The organism is Streptomyces justiciae, assembly GCF_015163075.1.
In the GTDB taxonomy this organism is placed as follows: domain Bacteria; phylum Actinomycetota; class Actinomycetes; order Streptomycetales; family Streptomycetaceae; genus Streptomyces; species Streptomyces justiciae.
Genome location: NZ_JADDXU010000002.1, coordinates 867,881 through 886,149, shown reverse-complemented (window position 1 = coordinate 886,149; position 18,269 = coordinate 867,881). Strand labels below are relative to the sequence as shown.

Below are 18,269 nucleotides of genomic sequence, written 5' to 3'. Positions count from 1 at the left end.
GACGCTTCATGCGGACGTACGACAACCCCGTTCTCGGTGGTTTTCACCCCGATCCGAGCGTGTGCCGGGTCGGTGACGACTACTACCTGGTCTGCTCCAGTTTCGAGTACTTTCCCGGCGTCCCGATCTTCCACAGCCGCGACCTGGTGCAGTGGCGGCAGATCGGCAACGTCCTCGACCGGCCGGGGCAGTTGGAGCTCTCTGACGACATCCCGGCCTCCGCGGGGATCTATGCCCCGACCCTGCGCCATCACGACGGCCGCTTCTACATGATCACCACCGTCGTCGGCGCCGGCGAGAACTTCATCGTCACCAGCGAGAGGCCCGAGGGGCCGTGGTCCGACCCGGTGTGGGTCGACGTGCCCAGCATCGACCCCGACCTGGCCTGGGACGAGGACGGCAACTGCTGGTGCACGGTCGCCGGGTGCCGCCTCGCGCGCATCGACCCCGGGACGGGGAAGGTGCTGGAAGGGCCCCTTCCGGTGTGGTCCGGGACGGGGTTGGAGCACCCCGAGGCGCCGCATCTCTACCGCATCGGCGACTGGTGGTACCTGATGCTCGCCGAGGGCGGCACGGCCCATGGGCACAGTGTGTCGATCGCCCGGGCCCGCTCGCCGCGCGGGCCCTGGGAACCCGCCCCGGGCAACCCCGTGCTGAGTCACCGCAGCACCGACTCGCCCATCCAGTGCACCGGCCACGCCGACCTCGTCGAGGCGGCCGACGGCACGTGGTGGATGGTGCTGCTGGGGACCCGTCCACGCGGCTACTTCCCGGGCTTCCATGTGCTCGGCCGGGAGACCTTCCTGACGCCGGTGGAGTGGGTCGACGGCTGGCCGCGGGTGGGGCCGGTGCGGGAGAGTCATCCGGCGCCGGCCGCCTGGCACCCCGTACCGCCGCAGCCGGAGCGGGACGACTTCGACGCCGCCGACCTCGCCCCGTACTGGATCTCCCCGCGCCGCAGGCCGGCCGGTTCGTGGTCGCTCGTCGAGCGGCCCGGAGCGCTCACCCTGCACGCCACCGGGGACAGTCTCGACCGGCCCGGGCACACCTTCGTCGGGCGCCGCCAGCAGCACCCCGAGTGCCGGGTGGACGCCCTGCTGGTGCCCGGGCACGGGCGGGCCGGGCTGTCCGTGCGGATCGACGAGGCCCATCACTACGACCTGGAGATCGCCGGGGGAGAGGCGAGCGTGATCGCCCGGGTCGGGCCGGCGCGGCAGTGTGTCGCGCGCCGGGCGGTGGCCGCCGGGCCGCTCACCCTCACCGTCGGTGTGCGTACAGAACCCCTGGTCACGGCCACCGGCGAGGACCTGCCGGGGCTGCGGGCCGGCGGGCCCGACGCGATCACGTTCGCCGTCGACGGCGAGCCGCTCGCCGCGCTCGACGGCCGCTATCTGTCCACTCAGGTCGCCGGTGGATTCACCGGCCGCGTGATCGGGATGTACGTCACCGAGGGCAGCGCCGCCTTCGACTGGTTCGTCTACGCGGCCGGGCCTTCGCGGTAGTTCCGGAAGGCTTCGGAAACGTTCGGTCCGGTCGCGATGGGGGCAAGCCCCGCGGACGCCGTGGAAGTTGGCCGCAGATTCACCGCGTACAAGGGGTTGCCACCGTTTGGGAGCTGTCTCTAGGGTGCGGCAACAACGAAGCTTTCTGGATCAACTCCGAAACTTTCGGTCCTGAGGACGGTGTAGTGGACACGCCGTCCCGTACCCAAGGAGTGCAAAATGGGCGACCCGGCACTGTCTCGCCGCGGCTTCCTGGCGGCGTCCGCCGCGACCGGTCTGGGCATGACGGCACTGAGCGGCTGCGGTGGCGATTCGGACGGTGGGTCGTCCGACGGAACGACCACGATCGAGTGGTGGAACATCTCCACCACCGAACCGGCCCACACCGTCTGGGCGGGCCTCGCCAAGAAGTTCGAGGCCCAGAACCCCAAGGTCAAGGTGAAGATCGTTCAGATGGAGAACGACGCCTACAAGTCGAAGATGACGGCGCTGATCGCCTCCGGGAAGCTCCCCGACATCTTCCACACCTGGGGCGGCGGCGTCCTCAAGCAGCAGGTCGACGCGGGCCTCGTCGAGGACCTCACCGACAAGACCAAGCCGTGGGCCGACGACCTGCTGAAGGTCTCCAAGGAGGCCTACCTGATCGACGACAAGGTCTACGGCATACCGTTCGACATCGGCATGATCGGGTTCTGGTACAACAAGGCGCTCTTCAAGCAGGCCGGCATCACCGAACCCCCCACGACCTGGGGCGCGTTCCTCGAAGCCGTCAGCAAGCTGAAGGCGAAGAACATCACTCCCATCGCCCTCGCGGGCAAGGAGAAGTGGCCCGGCATGTACTACTGGGCCTACCTCGCGATGCGCACCGCCGGTGCGAGCGCCCTGCAGAAGGCCTACGACGACAAGGACTTCACCGGCCCCGAGTTCGTCCAGGCGGGCGCGCACCTGAAGGACCTCGTCGCGCTCCAGCCGTTCCAGAAGGGCTTCCTCAACGCCGCCTACTCCACCCCGACCGGCCAGGCGGCCAGCGTCGGCAACGGCAAGGCGGCCATGGAGCTCATGGGCCAGTGGGCGCCCCAGGTCGAGGCCGACGCGGGCAAGGGCCTCGGCAAGGACCTCGGCTTCTTCCCGTTCCCGGCGGTCGACGGCGGCAAGGGTGCCATCACCGAGGTGTTCGGCGGCGGTGGCGGGCACGCGCTGCGCCGGGGCGCCCCGCAGGCGGCCGTCGACTTCCTGAAGTTCTTCGCCTCCGAGGCCACCGACCTGGAACTGGTGAAGAAGACCGGCACCCTCCCGGTGGTCCCCGGTGCCGAGAGCGCCATCACCGACGCCAACCTCAAGGCCGTACAGGCCCAGTTGAACAGCGCCACCGGCTTCCAGCTCTACCTCGACCAGGCCTACGCCCCCGCCGTCGGCCAGGAGGTCAACGACAGCGTGGCCGCGCTCATCGCCGGCTCCAAGTCGCCCGAGCAGGTCGCCCAGTCGATCACGAAGGTCACGAAGGAAGAGCAGTAACAGGCGATGACCTCCACGTTCCTCGCAGACAAGCGGAGCCGTCCCGGCGCCGACGCCCCGCCCCCGGACACGGTCAGGGCCCGGGGGCGGGCCCGGCGCCGCGCGCTCAACTGGCTCACCGCGGTGGGCTTCCAGCTGCCCGCGCTGGTCCTGTTCATCGGGCTCGTGCTGCTGCCGATGCTGTTCGCCCTGTACGCCGCCTTCTTCCGCTGGGGCGGCTTCGGGATGCCCGAGGACTACGTCGGTGTCGACAACTTCACCGACCTCTTCGACAACCCGGTGTTCATGGGCGACCTGTGGCGCTGCCTCGTCCTGGTGCTGCTGACGCTCGCGCTGCAACTGCCCTTCGCGCTCGCCATGGCGGTCCTGCTCAACCAGAAGCTGCGCGGCCGGGCCGTCTACCGGATGCTGTTCTTCGCGCCGTACGTCCTGTCCGAGGCCATCACCGGTGTGCTCTTCAGCATGGTGTTCGCGCCGGACGACGGTCTCGCCGACCATCTCCTCGGCGGCATCGGCCTCGACAGCCTCGGCGGGGAGTGGTTCGCCGACCCGTCGTGGGTCATGGCGACCCTGTTCATCGTCATGACCTGGAAGTACTTCGGCTTCCACATGATGCTCTACCTGGCCGGACTCCAGTCCGTACCACGGGAGTTGACCGAAGCGGCGCTCATCGACGGCGCCAGCGCCTGGCAGCGCTTCCGCAGCGTCACCCTGCCGCTGCTGATGCCCACCATCCGCATCAGCATCTTCCTCGCGGTCATCGGCGCCATCCAGCTCTTCGACCTGGTGTGGGTGATCACGCAGGGCGGTCCCGACCACCACTCCGAGACCATGGCCGTGACCATGTTCCAGTACGGCTTCAAGCGCTACCAGGTCGGCTACGCCAGCGCGATCAGCGTGGTCATGTTCGGCATCTGCCTCGTCTTCGCCCTCGCCTACCAGCGCTTCGTGCTCCGCCGTGACCTCGAAGGGGCGACCACCACGATGAGGGGAGCCGGGAAATGAGCCTCAAGAGCGAGGGTGTGGGCCTCAAGAGCGAGGCCGTGAGCCGCAAGAGCCGGACCCCACGCACGCTGCCGCTGCACGTCATCCTCGTCGCCGTCGGCGCGCTCATGGTCGTACCCCTGGTGTACGCCGTCCTGTCCGGCTTCAAGTCGACCGACGAGCTCTCCCGCAACCCCTTCGGGCTGCCGGACCACTGGCTGACCGGCAACTACACCGGCATTCTCGGCTCCGGAGACTTCTGGCGGCTGCTCGGCAACAGCACCCTGATCGCGGTCGCCACGACCGTGCTGGTGGTCGCGGTGTCGGCGCTCGCGGCCTTCTCCTTCGCCCGGTTCGCCTTCCGGGGGCGGGAGGTGCTGTTCACGCTGTTCACGATGGGGCTGATGTTCCCCTTCGCGGTCGCCGCGCTGCCGCTCTTCCTGCTGCTGCGCTATCTCGACCTGCTGGACAACCCGCTGGGCGTGATCCTGCCGCAGGCCGCGTTCGGGCTGCCGATGACCATCATCATCCTGCGGGCCTTCTTCCGGGAGATCCCCGGTGAGTTGGAGGAGGCGGCCACCCTCGACGGGTGCAGTTCCTTCGGGTTCTTCTGGCGGGTGCTGCTGCCCATGGCGCGGCCCGCGCTGGGCACGGTCTCGGTGCTCGCCGTCGTGACCAGCTGGAACAACTTCATGCTGCCGCTGCTGGTGTTCACCGACAACACCTGGTGGACCCTGCCCATCGGCGTCCAGCAGTTCCAGGGCCAGTACTCGTCCGACTACGCCCGTGTCTTCGCCTACCTCGTCCTGGCGATGGTTCCCGCCCTCGCCTTCTACTCGGTCGCCGAGCGCCAGCTCGTCGGCGGCCTCACCGCCGGCGCCACCAAGGGCTGACGGCGGCTGTACGGCCCCCACCCCCGCACGTGAGGAGTCGCACCACCATGCACAAGAACCGTCTCAGACTCGTCGGCGCCCTCGCCGCCGTCCTCGTCGCCGCCGGCCTCGGCACCCCCGCCCAGGCCCACGACAAGCAGCCCACCCTCGCCGAGCTGGCCCAGCGCCACGGCCGCTACTTCGGCAGTGCCACCGACAACCCCGAACTCGTCGACGAGCCCTACAAGGCCATCCTCGGCAGCGAGTTCGACCAGATCACGCCCGGCAACGGCATGAAGTGGTACGCCACCGAGCCCCAGCAGGGCGTCTTCGACTGGACCGCAGGCGACGAGATCGTGAACCTGGCCCGCGCCCACCACCAGAAGGTGCGCGGCCACACCCTCGTGTGGCACAGCCAGCTGCCCGACTGGCTGACGAGCAAGGAGTGGACGGCGAGCGAGCTGCGCGCCGTGCTGAAGAAGCACATCCAGACCGAGGTACGGCACTACCGCGGCAAGGTGTTCGCCTGGGACGTCGTCAACGAGGCCTTCAACGAGGACGGCACCTACCGGGAGACGATCTTCTACAAGACGCTCGGCCCCGGCTACATCGCCGACGCCCTGCGCTGGGCCCGCCAGGCCGACCCGAAGGTCAAGCTCTATCTCAACGACTACAACATCGAGGCGGTCGGCGCGAAGAGCGACGCCTACTACAACCTCGCCAAGCAGCTGAAGGCGCAAGGCGTCCCGCTCGACGGCATCGGCCTCCAGGCGCACCTCGCGCTCCAGTACGGCTATCCCACCTCGCTGGAGGAGAACCTCCGCCGGTTCGCCAAGCTGGGCCTGGACACCGCGCTCACCGAGGTCGACATCCGGATGATCCTGCCCGCGACCGAGGAGAAGCTCGCCCAACAGGCCCAGTGGTACGCCGATGTGACCGACGCCTGCCTCGCGGTGCGCCGGTGCGTGGGCATCACGATCTGGGACTACACCGACAAGTACAGCTGGATACCGGCGTTCTTCGACGGCGAGGGCTCGGCCCTGCCGTACGACGAGCAACTCCAGCCGAAGCCCGCGTACTTCGCGATCAGGGACGCGCTGAAGTAGCGGCGCGTTCTCAGGACACCCGGCGGCTGGGCAAGGAGGGGAGTCCGCCGGGGTGCGGCCCGGCCCTGCGGTGCGTCCCACCGCAGGGCCGGTGCCGTGTCAGGGGGCGAGGGGCGCGGTGCTGGCTCTGACGACGAGTTCCGTGCCCAGCTCCACCCGTGGCGAGTCCGGCTGCTCGTCGCGGGCCAGCCTGAGCACCGTACGGACGGCCAACTTGCCCATCTCCGCGAGCGGTTGACGGACGGTGGTGAGGGGCGGGGCGGACCAGCGCACTTCCGGAAGGTCGTCGAAACCGACCAGGCTCATGTCCTCCGGCACCCTCAGCCCGCGCCGGCGCAGCGCCTCGATCGCGCCGAGCGCCATCTGGTCGCTGGCCGCGAAGATCGCGGTCGGCGGCTCCGGCAGGTCGAGCAGGGCGTTGCAGCCGTCGAAGCCGGACTCGGGGTGGAAGTCGCCGGGGACGACGAGGGAGTCCTCGACGGCGAGCCCGGCGCCCTCCAGGGCCGCGCGGTAGCCGTCGAACCGGGCCCGGGAGCACAGCAGCCGGGGCGGGCCCGCGATCAGGGCGATCCTGCGGTGTCCGAGGGAGAGCAGATGCTCGGTGGCTGCCATGCCGCCCGACCAGTTGGCGGCGCCGATGGTGGGGGCGTCCAGCGCGGGGGAGCCCGCCGGGTCGACGACCACCAGGGGGACGCCGAGGATGCGCAACTCCTCGTGCAGCACCGGCTCCAGGTCCGAGGTGACGAGGATGACGCCGTCGGAGGCGCGGGCCCGCAGATTGCGCATCCACTCGCGGGCGTCGCCGGAGCGGCCGTGGATCGCCGAGACGACGGTGCCGACGCCGGTCGCGTGGGCCACCTCCTCGACCCCGCGGATGATCTCCACCGCCCAGGGGCTGTCGAGGTCGTTGAAGACCAGGTCGAGCAGGGCCGCGCCGGTTCCGGAGGACGTGGGGCGCTTGCGGTAGCCGTACCGCTGGAGCAGTTCCTCGACGCGCGCCCGGGTTTTGGGGGACACGTCGGAACGGCCGTTGACGACCCGGGACACGGTCGGCACGGAGACGCCGGCCTGCCGGGCGATCTCGGTGATCGTGACCCGGCTCCCGGGCGCGGCCGGCCCGTCGGTGCCGACCTCGTGTGTTGCCAACTCCCCACCTCCGTGGCTGTGTCGAAACTTCCAGGAGTCTTCCGGAAAACGGGCACCGATGGGAAGAGGGGACCGGAGGGCAGTACGAGGATCAGCGGATTCCGCATGCGGGGCTACGGGGAGTGAGCACCACCGGACATGCGTCGGGGCCGGTTCGCAGCGTGCGTCTGCGGGCCGGCCCCACTTGGTCTGCGGGCGGTGCGCCGGCCGCCCGGGGTGCCTCAGGCGGCGGTCATCACCTTGTCGGTGCCCAACGGGCGGTGCGGGGCGATGATCTGGCCGTCGGGCAGGAGCTCGCCGGTGTCCTCGAAGAGCAGAACGCCGTTGCACAGCAGACTCCAGCCCTGTTCCGGGTGGTGCGCCACGAGGCGGGCGGATTCCCGGTCGGCGGAGTCGGCGGTCGGACACGGCGGCTGGTGCTGGCACATGGGTGGGATCTTTCGCTTTGTCGTGGTTTTCATCGCTGCCCCCGTTGTGATAAGTCGGTCGGAACCAGTGTTGCCCCACGGGCCTCGATCCGCAGGGATTTGGCAGCACCGCTACTCACAGGTTCATGACGCATCACCCGCGCGGACGGTTCATCCCAACTGCACTGTCTCTTCGGGTGGTTCGCGATGGCCGGATGGGGCTAGTCCGGACGGGTGCGGGCACGAAAGAGGCTCGTACGAGCTGGGTTTCGCTCGTACGAGCCGCAGTCGGTGGTGCCCGCTTCAGGCGGGCTGGCTCAGCAGGGGTGCCGGCGCCGGTGTCACCCGGTGGGTCAGCACCGGGAGCAGTTCGGCGACCCGGTGCGGCCGGTGGGCGGCGATACCGGGCGGCGCGGGCGCGAGCGGGACGAGCAGATCGGTGGCGGCGGGGTGGCCGGAGGCGCCGTCCGCGGTGCAGTCGCCGTGCAACCAGAGGGTGAGCATGTACAGGCCCGGGACCGACAGCAGGCGCGGCTGATAGGGCTGTTGCATCGTCTCGGCCTGGCGCAGCGCGCGCTCGGTGGAGGCGATGTACGGGCCCTCGAAGAAGTGCGAGAAGGCCCAGCCGTCGGGCGTCAGCCGGGTCTCGGCCGCGGCCACGGCACGGTCGCCGCAGCGGATCAGGAAGCGCCACCCGGCCAGCCGGGTCGCGGCCGCGCCCGCGGCGGTGAGTTCGTCGAGGACATGGAGGGGCAGCGGGAGTTCGGGGGTCGCGGGACCCTGGGCGTTACGCAGTGACGGTGTCCGGGCCTCGCGGACCGCGGTGGGCGAACCGAGCGCAGTGAGGACGGAGCGAAGGGCGGGCGCGGGGGCCGGGGGCACATGCAGCGGCATGGTGGGTCGCCTCTCATTCGACAGGCACGGTGGCGCGAGGGCGTGGGCGGACGGCGCTGTCAGCTCGCGGGGCCAGAGAGGCGGGGGCCGGGTCATGAGTGCGCGTGGTGAGGGTGAGGCCTGCCTTACGTCACCTCGACGGCAGGATCGTTCGACCGGGGGCGCCAACCTTCTGCCTCGTTCGCGGAGTTTATACGACACGTGTTCAGACGGTGTTTCGTCTAGCCGTTTCCGAGGTGAACGGCAAGGGTTCATCCGGTCGTCGATACGTGGGAATCATCCCGATTCTGCATCGGCCGTACGGCGATGACCTCGGGGAATGCCGCGGAAGTGGACGGCCAATTGTCGTCGGCGTTTTTCACGAGTTGTTCAGGGCACTCGAAACTGCACAGTGCCGCATGCCCGGTGAATGTGCCCCCGGTCATGTGCGTCAGAGTAGCGGGTGCCGGGCCCGCGCGGGACGTTATCGATCGCCTCCGCTGGGCATCATCCCACCTGACCCGGGACGCCCGGCGGCCGGTCTACGGCACGCCCATCCGAGGAGGGACGCTTCGATGGGGGAGAAGGTCGTGGCAGGTCGGTTCGATCTGTCCGATCGCCAGCACTACCGCGGCAAGCTCCGGCAGTGTCTGACGGGCCTGGAGCGGCTGCTGGAGGAGAAGCGGTTCGACCGGCCGAAGAACCTCATGGGGCTGGAGATCGAACTGAATCTCACCGGCGCCGACGGTATGCCGAAAATGTTGAATGCGCAGGTACTCGAACGGATCGCGAGCCGAGATTTCCAAACAGAACTCGCCATGTTCAATCTGGAAGTCAACATAGCTCCACATCCGTTGGGCGGGCGCGTATTCGACCGGCTCGCCGAGGAAATACGTACCTCGCTGGCATATGCGGACCGAAAAGCGGGAGAGCTCGACGCCGGGATCGTGATGATCGGCATTCTGCCGACGCTCGACCGGGACGACCTGGTCTCCTCCAACCTTTCCGACGTCGACCGCTACACCCTGCTGAACGATCAGATCGTGGCCGCCCGCGGTGAGGACTTCACGCTCGACATCGACGGCGTGGAACGACTGAGCTGCACCTCGAAATCGATCGCCCCCGAGGCCGCCTGCACCTCCGTGCAACTGCACCTCCAGGTCACCCCGGGGCGCTTCGCCGACGTGTGGAACGCCGCGCAGGCCGTCGCCGCCGCGCAGATCGCCGTCGGCGCCAACTCGCCGTTCCTGTTCGGCAAGGAGCTGTGGCGCGAGTCCCGGCCCCCGCTGTTCCAGCAGTCCACCGACACGCGTCCGCCCGAGCTCCAGGCGCAGGGGGTACGGCCGCGCACGTGGTTCGGGGAGCGGTGGATCTCCTCCGCGTACGACCTCTTCGAGGAGAACCTGCGCTACTACCCCGCGCTGCTGCCGATCTGCGACGACGAGGACCCGCTGAAGGTGCTCGACGAGGGCGGGGTGCCGAGCCTCGCCGAGCTCGTCCTGCACAACGGCACGGTGTACCGCTGGAACCGCCCGGTCTACGGCATCGCCGACGGCGTCCCGCACCTGCGCGTCGAAAACCGCGTCCTGCCCGCCGGCCCCACCGTCACCGACGTCATCGCCAACGCCGCCTTCTACTACGGCGTCGTCCGCGCCCTCGCCGAGGAGTCGCGGCCGGTGTGGACCCGGCTGCCCTTCGAGTCGGCCGCCGCCAACTTCGACGCGGCCTGCCGGCACGGCATCGACGCCCGCTTCGACTGGCCGCGGCGCGGGCGCTACGGCGGGCTGACCCAGGTCGACGCCGTCACCCTCGTACGCGACGAACTGCTGCCACTGGCCGAGGCCGGGCTGGACGGCTGGGGCGTGGAACCCGCCGACCGGGACTTCTACCTCGGCGTCATCGACGAACGCTGCCGCCGCCGGGCCAACGGCGCGACCTGGCAGTCGGCGACCTTCCACCGGGCCCTGGAGAAAGGGCTCGGCCGCGACACCGCGTTCGCCGCGCTGACCCGGCGGTACTGCGAACTGATGCACGCCGGCGACCCGGTGCACACATGGCCGGTGGGGTTGCCGGAGCCGGTACCACTGGGGTGAGGTCGGAGGCGGGTCGCTCGGCGAAGGGGTGTCACCCCGCGCCTGTACCGGTTCCCTCCGCCCCCGCCGCCACGATCGCCTTCAGGATCACCTCGTGGATCTCGGACGGGTTGGTGACCTCCTGGCCGGAGCCGCCTGTTGCTGTGGCTATCTGGGTGGCTTCCGCGCGGTCCGCGTCGGGGCCGACGGCGATCATGATGAGGGGGACCGGGCGGTCGGGGTCGGTGAGTTGCTGGAGGCGGCTGATCAGGGCGCCGCGGGAGATGCTCCCGGGGTCCTGGTTGACGCCGTCGGTGAGGATGACCAGGGCGTTGAACTTGCCCTTGGCGTAGGAGGACACCGCCGCCTTGTAGGCGGCGAGCGTGGTGTCGTACAGGCCCGTCGCGCCGTTCGGCACCGGTGCCAGGCCGCTGAACGCCGCTGTGAGGCGGTCCCGTTGGGTGCCGTTGCCCTGGGCCGCGCCGAGGCGTTCGGTCGGCACCAGGACGCGGTAGTCCTTGTCGCCGTCCAGCTTCGTGGAGAAGTCCCACAGACCGATCTCGTCGTCCGGCGTGAACGTGGCGAGGGCCTGGAGGAGCGACGCCTTGGTCACGTCCATCCGGGACTGGCCGTCGCGCGTGACCTCCTCGGACATCGAGGAGGACGCGTCCACGACCGTGGTGATGCGAGCGCTCTGCACGGTGATCGTCCAGGTGCCGAGGGCCTCCTGGAGCGCCGTCTGGGAGGCCGGCCGTACGGCGGACTTCGTGTACGGCTGCGGCTTGCTGCCGCCGGCCCCGGTGACGACCGCCGCGTCCACCTCGTCGTCGGACGTGCGGAAGCCGTACTTGTGGAGCAGCTTCTGCTGCTCGGGCTTGCGCAGATAGTTCACGAACCGCAGGGCCGCCCGGCTCTCGTCGGTCGTCAGCACCGCCTGGTCGACCAGGGCGTAGGGGAAGTCGAGCCGCGGTGAGCCGTCCTTCGGATAGAAGAGGTCGAGACCGTCGCCCCCGCCGGCGGTGTTGTACGCGAACGCCGCCTGCTCGCTGAGGATCAGCGCCTGGTTGCGCTTGGGGTTGCCCTGCTCGGTGCCGGACGCGTCACGCGGGAGGGTGTCCAGGACCTGCGTGTCGCTGTCGGAGGTGCGCTGCGACAGCGTCTTCATCATGGCCGCGGCCTGGGTGTCCCCGCCCTCGATCGAGCCCGCGGCCGCGCTCAGCCGGGTGAGGGCCAGCAGACCGGTCGCACTGCGCGCCGGGTCGGCCGCGCCGAGCCTGAGCGCGTCGTCCCGCATGGTGGCACCGGCCAGTTCGATCCAGCTGTACGTCTTCTCCGGCCACCCCAGTGACTTCGCCGCCTGCGGCACCACCGCCACGCCCACCGGCGAGGACGCGAAGCTGCCGACCGGCGTCACCTCCGTCGCTCCCGTGTCCGCGGCGACCCGCTCCACCCACACCTGCGAGTCCGGCACCCACACCTGCGCATCGGACTTCCGGCCGGCCAGCAGCGTGTCCGCGACCTTGGAGGAGTCCTGCGCGGTGACCGTGACGTCCACACAGCGGCCGTCAGAGGTGAGGCTGCTGTCACGAGCCCGCTCCGCCGCCGCGCGCAGCGCCGGGACCACGTCGGGAGAGGCCGCGACCCTGAGCCGTACCGCGTCCTCCTGGCAGGACGTGCCGAAAGAGAGCAGGCCGCTCTGGACGGCGGCCGCCGTCCCCCCGGCGACGGTGAGGACGAGTACGGTCGCGATGGCCACCGTGCGGCGCCGGGTGCGTGGGCGGGGGTCGCTGCCGCCCGCCCCATACTGATCGGGCAAGCTGTGACGTCCCATGACGGTGGTGCCCCTCCCTGTCGGACCTTCTGCCGGTTTCCGGCCGCATGTCGGGCAAAGGGGGAGGTGCGCCCCGTACGGTGTCCGTCCCCCAACGGCCTGTCTCGCACGATCGTCGTAAGTTCTCACGATCTTCGTAAGTTCTTTCGAGGACCCTAGCGGGGCTTCGCGGGGGATGAGACGGGATTACTGAATTGGAGTCAGGTGTGCAGGCAGAGGCGGGTGCGGTGGCTGATTCTTTTCCGCCGGAGCGGTCCTCACGACGGATTCTCCGGGACGAGACCCTGCTCGTTCTGGGGCTTTCGCTCGGTGCGAGCGGTGTGTCCGCCCTGATCAGCTTTGTCGGATCGGTCACCAAACCGGGCGGCCTCAAGGACCAGGCGGCCACCCTCAACGCCTCGGCCGCGCCCGGCCGTCCCTGGCTCGATCTCGCCTGGCAGCTCTTCGGGATCGCCTCGTCGCTCGTCCCCGTCGCCCTCGTCGCGCACCTGCTGCTGCGCGAGGGCGGCAGCCTGCGCGTCCTCGGCTTCGACCGCACCAGGCCCTGGTTCGACCTGGCCCGCGGCGCGGCGATCGCGGCGGTGATCGGCAGCACCGGAATCGCCTTCTACCTGGCAGCACGCGGCCTCGGCTTCAACCTCACCGTCGTACCGGAGGCGTTGCCCGAGGTGTGGTGGAAGTACCCGGTCCTTGTGCTGTCCGCGCTGCAGAACGCGATCCTCGAAGAGGTCATCGTCGTCGGCTATCTGCTGCGCCGGCTCGGCCAGTTGGGCTGGACACCGGGGACGGCTCTGGTGGCCAGTTCCGTACTGCGCGGGTCGTACCACCTCTACCAGGGCATCGGCGGGTTCATCGGCAACATGGCGATGGGGGTGGTGTTCGTCTACCTCTACCGCCGATGGGGTCGGGTGGGTCCCCTGGTGGTGGCGCATTCGCTGCTCGACATCGGCGCGTTCGTCGGGTACGCGCTGCTGGCCGGGAAGGTGGGCTGGCTGCCGACAGCCTGAGGGGTCACACGAGCAGCTCGCCCTCGATCGTGGTGACCGCGCGGCCCGCCAGGAGTGTGCGGTCGCCACGCAGTTCGGTGCGGACGCGGCCGGAGCGCGGGGAGGCCTGGAGGCCGGTCAGCTCGGTGCGGCCGAGGCGCTCGGCCCAGAAGGGGGCCAGCGCGGTGTGGGCGCTGCCGGTGACCGGGTCCTCGTCGATGCCGACGTTCGGGAAGAAGCAGCGGGAGACGAAGTCGTAGCCCCGGGACGGGTCCTCGGCGCGGGTGGTCGCGATGATGCCCCGCTCGGAGAAGACGCCGAGGGCCTTGTGGTCGGGGTCGAGGGCGTGGACCGTCTTCTCGTCGGCGAGTTCGAGGACGAGGTCGCCGACGTTCGGACCGGTGTCGAACGCGGAGAGCGGCTTCGCGCCGAGCGCCTTCGCGACCCCGTACGGCACCTCGGTCCGGATGAGCGGCGCGGTGGGGAAGTCCAGGGTGATCGAACCGTCCTCGCCCGGCGTCGCGATGAGCACCCCGCTGCGGGTGGCGAACCGTACCGGGCCCTCGTGGGCGCCGGTCGTGTGCAGCACATGGGCGGTCGCCAGCGTGGCGTGGCCGCACATGTTCACCTCGGCGGCCGGCGTGAACCAGCGCAGCGCCCAGTCGGCGTCCCCGCCCGCGGGCAGGCGGTGCGCGAAGGCCGTCTCGGCGTGGTTGACCTCGACGGCCACGTTCTGGAGCCACTCGTCGTCCGGGAAGGAGTCGAGGAGGAGGACTCCGGCCGGGTTGCCGGCGAAGGGACGGTCGGTGAAGGCGTCGACGATTCGGATGCGCATGGGCTCGACGCTAGAGGGGAGTGGCAGGCCGGACCAAGGCCAATTCGGGACCACTGGCCTGATTTCGTCTTTGGGGTGGTGTCTGGACGTGTCGTACGGCTGTACGGCGGGCGCTGTCTGGACGTCCAGCTCCGGCGGTGCGACTGTCGTCAACGCGTCACCTACTCACGACAGTTCAGGAGGCCGCCATGTCCCAGCCGTCCGTTCTCCAAGCCCTGCTGGCCGGGTTGCGCGGCGGTGCGATCGAGGTCGTCGATCTCACGGCGCCGCTGTCCTCCGAGACACCGGTGATCCAGTTGCCGGAGCCGTTCGGGCAGACGCAGGTGTTCGAGCTGGAGGAGATCAGCCGGTACGACGACCGGGGGCCGGCCTGGTACTGGAACAACTTCCGTACGGGTGAGCACACCGGAACCCACTTCGACGCCCCCAACCACTGGGTCACCGGCAAGGACCTCGCCGACGTGGCCTCCGTGCCGGTGAGCCGGCTGATCGCGCCCGCGGTCGTGCTGGACTTCTCCGCCGCAGCGGCCAAGGACCCCGACTTCCTGGTCGAGGTGGACCACATCAAGGCGTGGGAGGCCGAGAACGGTCCGCTGCCCGACGGGGGCTGGCTGCTGCTGCGCACCGGGTGGGACGCCCGCTCGGACTCCCAGCGGGAGTTCCTGAACGCCGACGAGAACGGCCCCCACACCCCGGGTCTGTCACCGGAGTGCGCCCGCTGGGTCGCCGAGGAGTCGCCGGTGATCGGGCTCGGTACGGAGACGGTGGGCACCGACGCCGGGGCGGCCCATTCGTTCGACCCGGTCTTCCCCTGCCACTCGTACCTCATGGGCAACGACAAGTACGGGCTGACGCAGCTCCAGCACCTCGGCGAACTGCCGGCCACGGGTGCCGTGGTCGTCGCGGGCCCGTTGCCGATCGTGCGGGGCTCGGGGTCGCCGGCCCGGGTCATCGCGCTGGTGGAGCGGTCATGAAGGTCGCCGAGGCCGTCGGCAGGGCGCTGACCGCGGCCGGTGTGCATCAGGTGTTCGGCGTGGTCGGCTCCGGCAACTTCCACGTCACCAACGCCATGGTCGCGGCCGGCTCCCGCTTCGTCGCCGCCCGGCACGAGGGCGGAGCGGCCACCATGGCCGACGCCTACGCCCGCATGAGCGGCACGGTCCCGGCCCTCAGCGTGCACCAGGGACCCGGCCTGACCAACGCCCTCACCGGCATCGCCGAGGCCGCGAAGAGCCGCACGCCGCTGCTCGTCGTGGCCGCGGAGGCGACGCAGCCGACCTCCAACTTCTACGTCGACCAGGAGACGTTGGCGGAGGCGGTGGGCGCGGTCGCGGAACGGGTGACGTCCCCGCACTCCGCCGTCGAGCAGGCCTGCGGCGCCGTCCGACGTGCCCTGCACGAGCGCCGCACCGTCCTGCTCAACCTCCCGTTGGACGTGCAGGCACTGGACGTCCCCGACACCGCCGCGATCGCGGTCGTACCGCCACCGCAGCGGGCCGCCGTCGAGCCGTCGGCGTCCGAGGTGTCGGCCCTCGTGACCGCCCTCGCCCGGTCCCGCCGCCCGGTCTTCGTGGCCGGCCGGGGCGCACGGTCGCCGGAGGGCCGGGACGCCCTCCGCGCCCTGGCCGACCACCACGGCGCCGTCCTCGCGACGTCCGCAGTCGCGCACGGGCTGTTCCACGACGACCCCTGGTCGCTCGGCATCTCGGGAGGCTTCGCCACGCCCCTGGCCGCGGAACTGATCGAGGACGCCGATCTGATCGTGGGCTGGGGTTGCGGCCTCAACATGTGGACCATGCGGCACGGCCGGCTCATCGGCCCGGACGCGACCGTCGTCCAGGTCGACGACGACGCGTCCGCGCTCGGCGCGCACCGCGAGGTCCACCTCGGCGTCACGGGCGACGTCGCCGCGACGGCCTGGCGGGCGCTCGCCGTGGGTGGGGAACGGCGCGAGGGGTATCGCACCGCCGACATCGCGCGGGCCCTGCGCACCCGCGGGCGGTGGCGGGACGTGCCGTACGACGACGAGAGCACGCGGGACCGCATCGACCCACGCACCCTGAGCGCGGCCCTCGACGACATCCTTCCGGCGGAGCGGGTCGTCGGCGTCGACTCGGGCAACTTCATGGGCTACCCGAGCGCCTACCTTTCGGTGCCCGACGAGAACGGCTTCTGCTTCACCCAGGCCTTCCAGTCGATCGGCCTGGGCCTCGCCACGACGATCGGCGCGGCCCTGGCCCAGCCGGACCGCCTGCCCGTCGCTGCGCTCGGCGACGGCGGCGCGCTGATGGGGGTCGCCGAGCTGGACACCGTAAGACGACTCGGGCTGCCCATGGTCGTGATCGTCTACGACGACGAGTCCTACGGAGCCGAGGTCCACCACTTCGGCCCCGACGGCTTCCCCCTGGACACGGTCACCTTCCCACCGACAGACATCGCCGTCATAGCCCGAGGCCACGGCTTCGAGGCGGTGACGGTACGCGCCCGCGCCGACCTGAAGGGCGTGGAGGACTGGGTGACGGGACCACGCTCGGCCCCGCTGCTCGTGGATGCCAAGGTGGCGAAGGAGCACGGGGCTTGGTGGCTGGAGGAGGCGTTCCGGGGGCACTGAGTTCGCGGGGCGGGTGGCGGCGGGGGTGGGTGCCAGGATGGGCCGCATGTCTTCTGATCTTGAGCAGCCCGCCGCGTCCACGGGTCAGGCCGCGGCCAACGACTACGACAGCTTCGCCGAGGCCTACGCGGCCGAGACCGAGTCCAACCTCATCAACGGCTACTACACGCGGCCCGCGATCCTCGACCTGGTCGGTGATGTGGCCGGGCGGCGTGTTCTGGATGTCGGCTGTGGTGCCGGGGCGCTGATGGTGGCGCTGCGGGAGCGGGGTGCGTTCGTCACCGGTGTCGACTCCAGCGTGAGGATGCTGGAGCTGGCCAGGGAACGGCTCGGGGACGACACAGCGCTGCACGCTGCCGACCTGAGCCGCCCACTGCCGTTCGCCGATGGCGCCTTCGACGACGTCATCGCCTGTCTCGTGCTGCACTACCTGGAGGACTGGGCGGCGCCGCTCGCCGAGCTGCGGCGCGTGCTGGTGCCCGGCGGGCGGCTCGTCGCGGCCGTCAACCATCCGTTCGTCCGGAAGCTGGCCGACCCCGAGGCCGACTACTTCGCCACCCACGCCTGGTCCGAGGAGTACACCTTCGGTGGTCAGCGTGCCGTGTTGCGGCTCTGGCATCGGCCGTTGCATGCCATGACCGGGGCTTTCGGCGCGGCCGGTTTTCGGATCGTCGTCGTCAGTGAGCCGGCGCCGGCTCCGGGTGCTCGGGAGGTGTTTCCCGAGGTTGCCGGGATGGGGTCCGAGGCGTTCCTGTGTTTTCTGTTCTTCGTGCTGGAGGCCGTCTGACCGGGGGGAACCCCGGGCCCGTGGAGGAAGGAATCCTCGGGCCTTGCCATGCGAACTATTCCGATATATCGTTGACGCATCGCGACAGATCAACGATGGATGGAGTGATTGCGATGCGTTCCCATGGATTCGAACGTGGACACGGTGGACCCGGCCCCCGCGGCGGCCGAGGTGGTTTCGATGGACGACGTGGTGCCTTCGGCCCGTTCGGGCCGGGCGGCCCGGGTGGTCCCGGCTTCGGCGGACCCGGCTTCGGTCCGGGCCCCTGGGGCCCACGAGGGCGCGGCGGACCCCGGGGGAGGGCGCGCCGCGGCGACGTACGCGCGTCGATCCTCGCCCTGCTCAGGGACCGGCCCATGCACGGGTACGAGATGATCCAGGAGATCGCCGAGCGCAGCGGCGGGGCGTGGAAGCCCAGCCCCGGCTCGGTGTACCCCACCCTTCAGCTGCTGGAGGACGAGGGCCTCATCGCCAGCGAGAGCGAAGGCGGCAAGAAGCTGTTCTCGCTCACCGAGGCGGGCCGCACCACGGCCGAGGAGGGCCCCGACGCGCCTTGGGAGGAAGCCTCCCGCGGCGTGGACTTCGAGGCGTTGGGTGAGATCCGGCAGGCCGGCTTCGGTCTGATGGAGGCCTTCGGGCAGGTCTGGAAGACCGGCAACAAGGAGCAGCGCGAGAAGGCGGTCGGCGTCATCAACGAAGCCCGCAAGAAGCTGTACCTGATCCTCGCCGAAGAGGACTGACC

Annotated in this window: 16 protein-coding genes; 11 read left to right on the top strand and 5 right to left on the bottom strand. The window is 70.3% G+C overall.

Annotation, left to right across the window (positions count from 1 at the left end; all coding sequences use genetic code 11):
• Positions 1-8 precede the first annotated feature (8 nt).
• The 5 genes from IQ210_RS08105 (at position 9) to IQ210_RS08085 (ending at position 5,979) form a co-directional block, all read left to right on the top strand.
• The gene (locus IQ210_RS08105) at positions 9-1,502 is read left to right on the top strand and encodes a glycoside hydrolase family 43 protein (protein WP_194078149.1); all 1,494 of its coding nucleotides are present in this window, start codon (positions 9-11) and stop codon (positions 1,500-1,502) included.
• A gap of 219 nt (positions 1,503-1,721) precedes the next feature.
• Positions 1,722-3,017: an extracellular solute-binding protein gene (locus IQ210_RS08100; RefSeq protein ID WP_194078148.1), complete on the top strand. Its 1,296-nt coding sequence runs from the start codon at positions 1,722-1,724 to the stop codon at positions 3,015-3,017.
• A 6-nt stretch (positions 3,018-3,023) separates the two neighbouring features.
• Complete coding sequence (locus tag IQ210_RS08095; protein ID WP_194078147.1) at positions 3,024-4,022, top strand: carbohydrate ABC transporter permease; 999 nt, start codon at positions 3,024-3,026, stop codon at positions 4,020-4,022.
• A 107-nt stretch (positions 4,023-4,129) separates the two neighbouring features.
• Complete coding sequence (locus IQ210_RS08090; RefSeq protein ID WP_390897652.1) at positions 4,130-4,894, top strand: carbohydrate ABC transporter permease; 765 nt, start codon at positions 4,130-4,132, stop codon at positions 4,892-4,894.
• A 47-nt stretch (positions 4,895-4,941) separates the two neighbouring features.
• Entirely contained in the window at positions 4,942-5,979 is a 1,038-nt protein-coding gene (locus tag IQ210_RS08085) for an endo-1,4-beta-xylanase (protein ID WP_194078145.1), read from the top strand.
• Positions 5,980-6,078: 99 nt separating this feature from the next.
• Here the strand turns inward: IQ210_RS08085 and IQ210_RS08080 are convergent, their stop codons facing one another.
• The 3 genes from IQ210_RS08080 to IQ210_RS08070 all read right to left on the bottom strand — a co-directional run bounded on the left by IQ210_RS08080 (position 6,079) and on the right by IQ210_RS08070 (position 8,426).
• On the bottom strand, positions 6,079-7,125 hold the full coding sequence (locus IQ210_RS08080) for a LacI family DNA-binding transcriptional regulator (RefSeq protein ID WP_194078144.1): 1,047 nt from the start codon (positions 7,123-7,125) through the stop codon (positions 6,079-6,081).
• Between the two features lie 221 nt (positions 7,126-7,346).
• Positions 7,347-7,553: a DUF5999 family protein gene (locus tag IQ210_RS08075; RefSeq protein ID WP_079310610.1), complete on the bottom strand. Its 207-nt coding sequence runs from the start codon at positions 7,551-7,553 to the stop codon at positions 7,347-7,349.
• A gap of 282 nt (positions 7,554-7,835) precedes the next feature.
• Positions 7,836-8,426: a hypothetical protein gene (locus tag IQ210_RS08070; protein ID WP_194078143.1), complete on the bottom strand. Its 591-nt coding sequence runs from the start codon at positions 8,424-8,426 to the stop codon at positions 7,836-7,838.
• A gap of 554 nt (positions 8,427-8,980) precedes the next feature.
• Here IQ210_RS08070 and IQ210_RS08065 point away from each other — a divergent pair.
• On the top strand, positions 8,981-10,498 hold the full coding sequence (locus IQ210_RS08065) for a glutamate-cysteine ligase family protein (protein ID WP_194078142.1): 1,518 nt from the start codon (positions 8,981-8,983) through the stop codon (positions 10,496-10,498).
• Positions 10,499-10,529: 31 nt separating this feature from the next.
• On the opposite strand, the gene IQ210_RS08060 is transcribed toward IQ210_RS08065, so the two are convergent.
• Positions 10,530-12,308, bottom strand: coding sequence for a substrate-binding and VWA domain-containing protein (locus IQ210_RS08060; RefSeq protein ID WP_194078141.1), 1,779 nt, complete (start codon positions 12,306-12,308; stop codon positions 10,530-10,532).
• A 206-nt stretch (positions 12,309-12,514) separates the two neighbouring features.
• On the opposite strand from IQ210_RS08060, the gene IQ210_RS08055 reads away from it, so the two are divergent.
• The gene (locus tag IQ210_RS08055) at positions 12,515-13,315 is read left to right on the top strand and encodes a CPBP family intramembrane glutamic endopeptidase (protein WP_194078140.1); all 801 of its coding nucleotides are present in this window, start codon (positions 12,515-12,517) and stop codon (positions 13,313-13,315) included.
• A gap of 4 nt (positions 13,316-13,319) precedes the next feature.
• Here the strand turns inward: IQ210_RS08055 and IQ210_RS08050 are convergent, their stop codons facing one another.
• The gene (locus IQ210_RS08050) at positions 13,320-14,129 is read right to left on the bottom strand and encodes a PhzF family phenazine biosynthesis protein (RefSeq protein ID WP_194078139.1); all 810 of its coding nucleotides are present in this window, start codon (positions 14,127-14,129) and stop codon (positions 13,320-13,322) included.
• A gap of 188 nt (positions 14,130-14,317) precedes the next feature.
• Between IQ210_RS08050 and IQ210_RS08045 the strand changes: the two genes are divergently transcribed.
• From IQ210_RS08045 to IQ210_RS08030, 4 genes are all read left to right on the top strand, one after another.
• Complete coding sequence (locus IQ210_RS08045) at positions 14,318-15,103, top strand: cyclase family protein (RefSeq protein WP_194078138.1); 786 nt, start codon at positions 14,318-14,320, stop codon at positions 15,101-15,103.
• Complete coding sequence (locus IQ210_RS08040) at positions 15,100-16,740, top strand: thiamine pyrophosphate-binding protein (protein ID WP_194078137.1); 1,641 nt, start codon at positions 15,100-15,102, stop codon at positions 16,738-16,740. Before IQ210_RS08045 ends, IQ210_RS08040 begins: the two co-directional genes overlap by 4 nt.
• 37 nt (positions 16,741-16,777) lie before the next feature.
• Complete coding sequence (locus tag IQ210_RS08035; RefSeq protein WP_194078136.1) at positions 16,778-17,527, top strand: class I SAM-dependent methyltransferase; 750 nt, start codon at positions 16,778-16,780, stop codon at positions 17,525-17,527.
• A 113-nt stretch (positions 17,528-17,640) separates the two neighbouring features.
• Positions 17,641-18,267: a PadR family transcriptional regulator gene (locus IQ210_RS08030; RefSeq protein WP_194078135.1), complete on the top strand. Its 627-nt coding sequence runs from the start codon at positions 17,641-17,643 to the stop codon at positions 18,265-18,267.
• Positions 18,268-18,269: the final 2 nt, after the last annotated feature.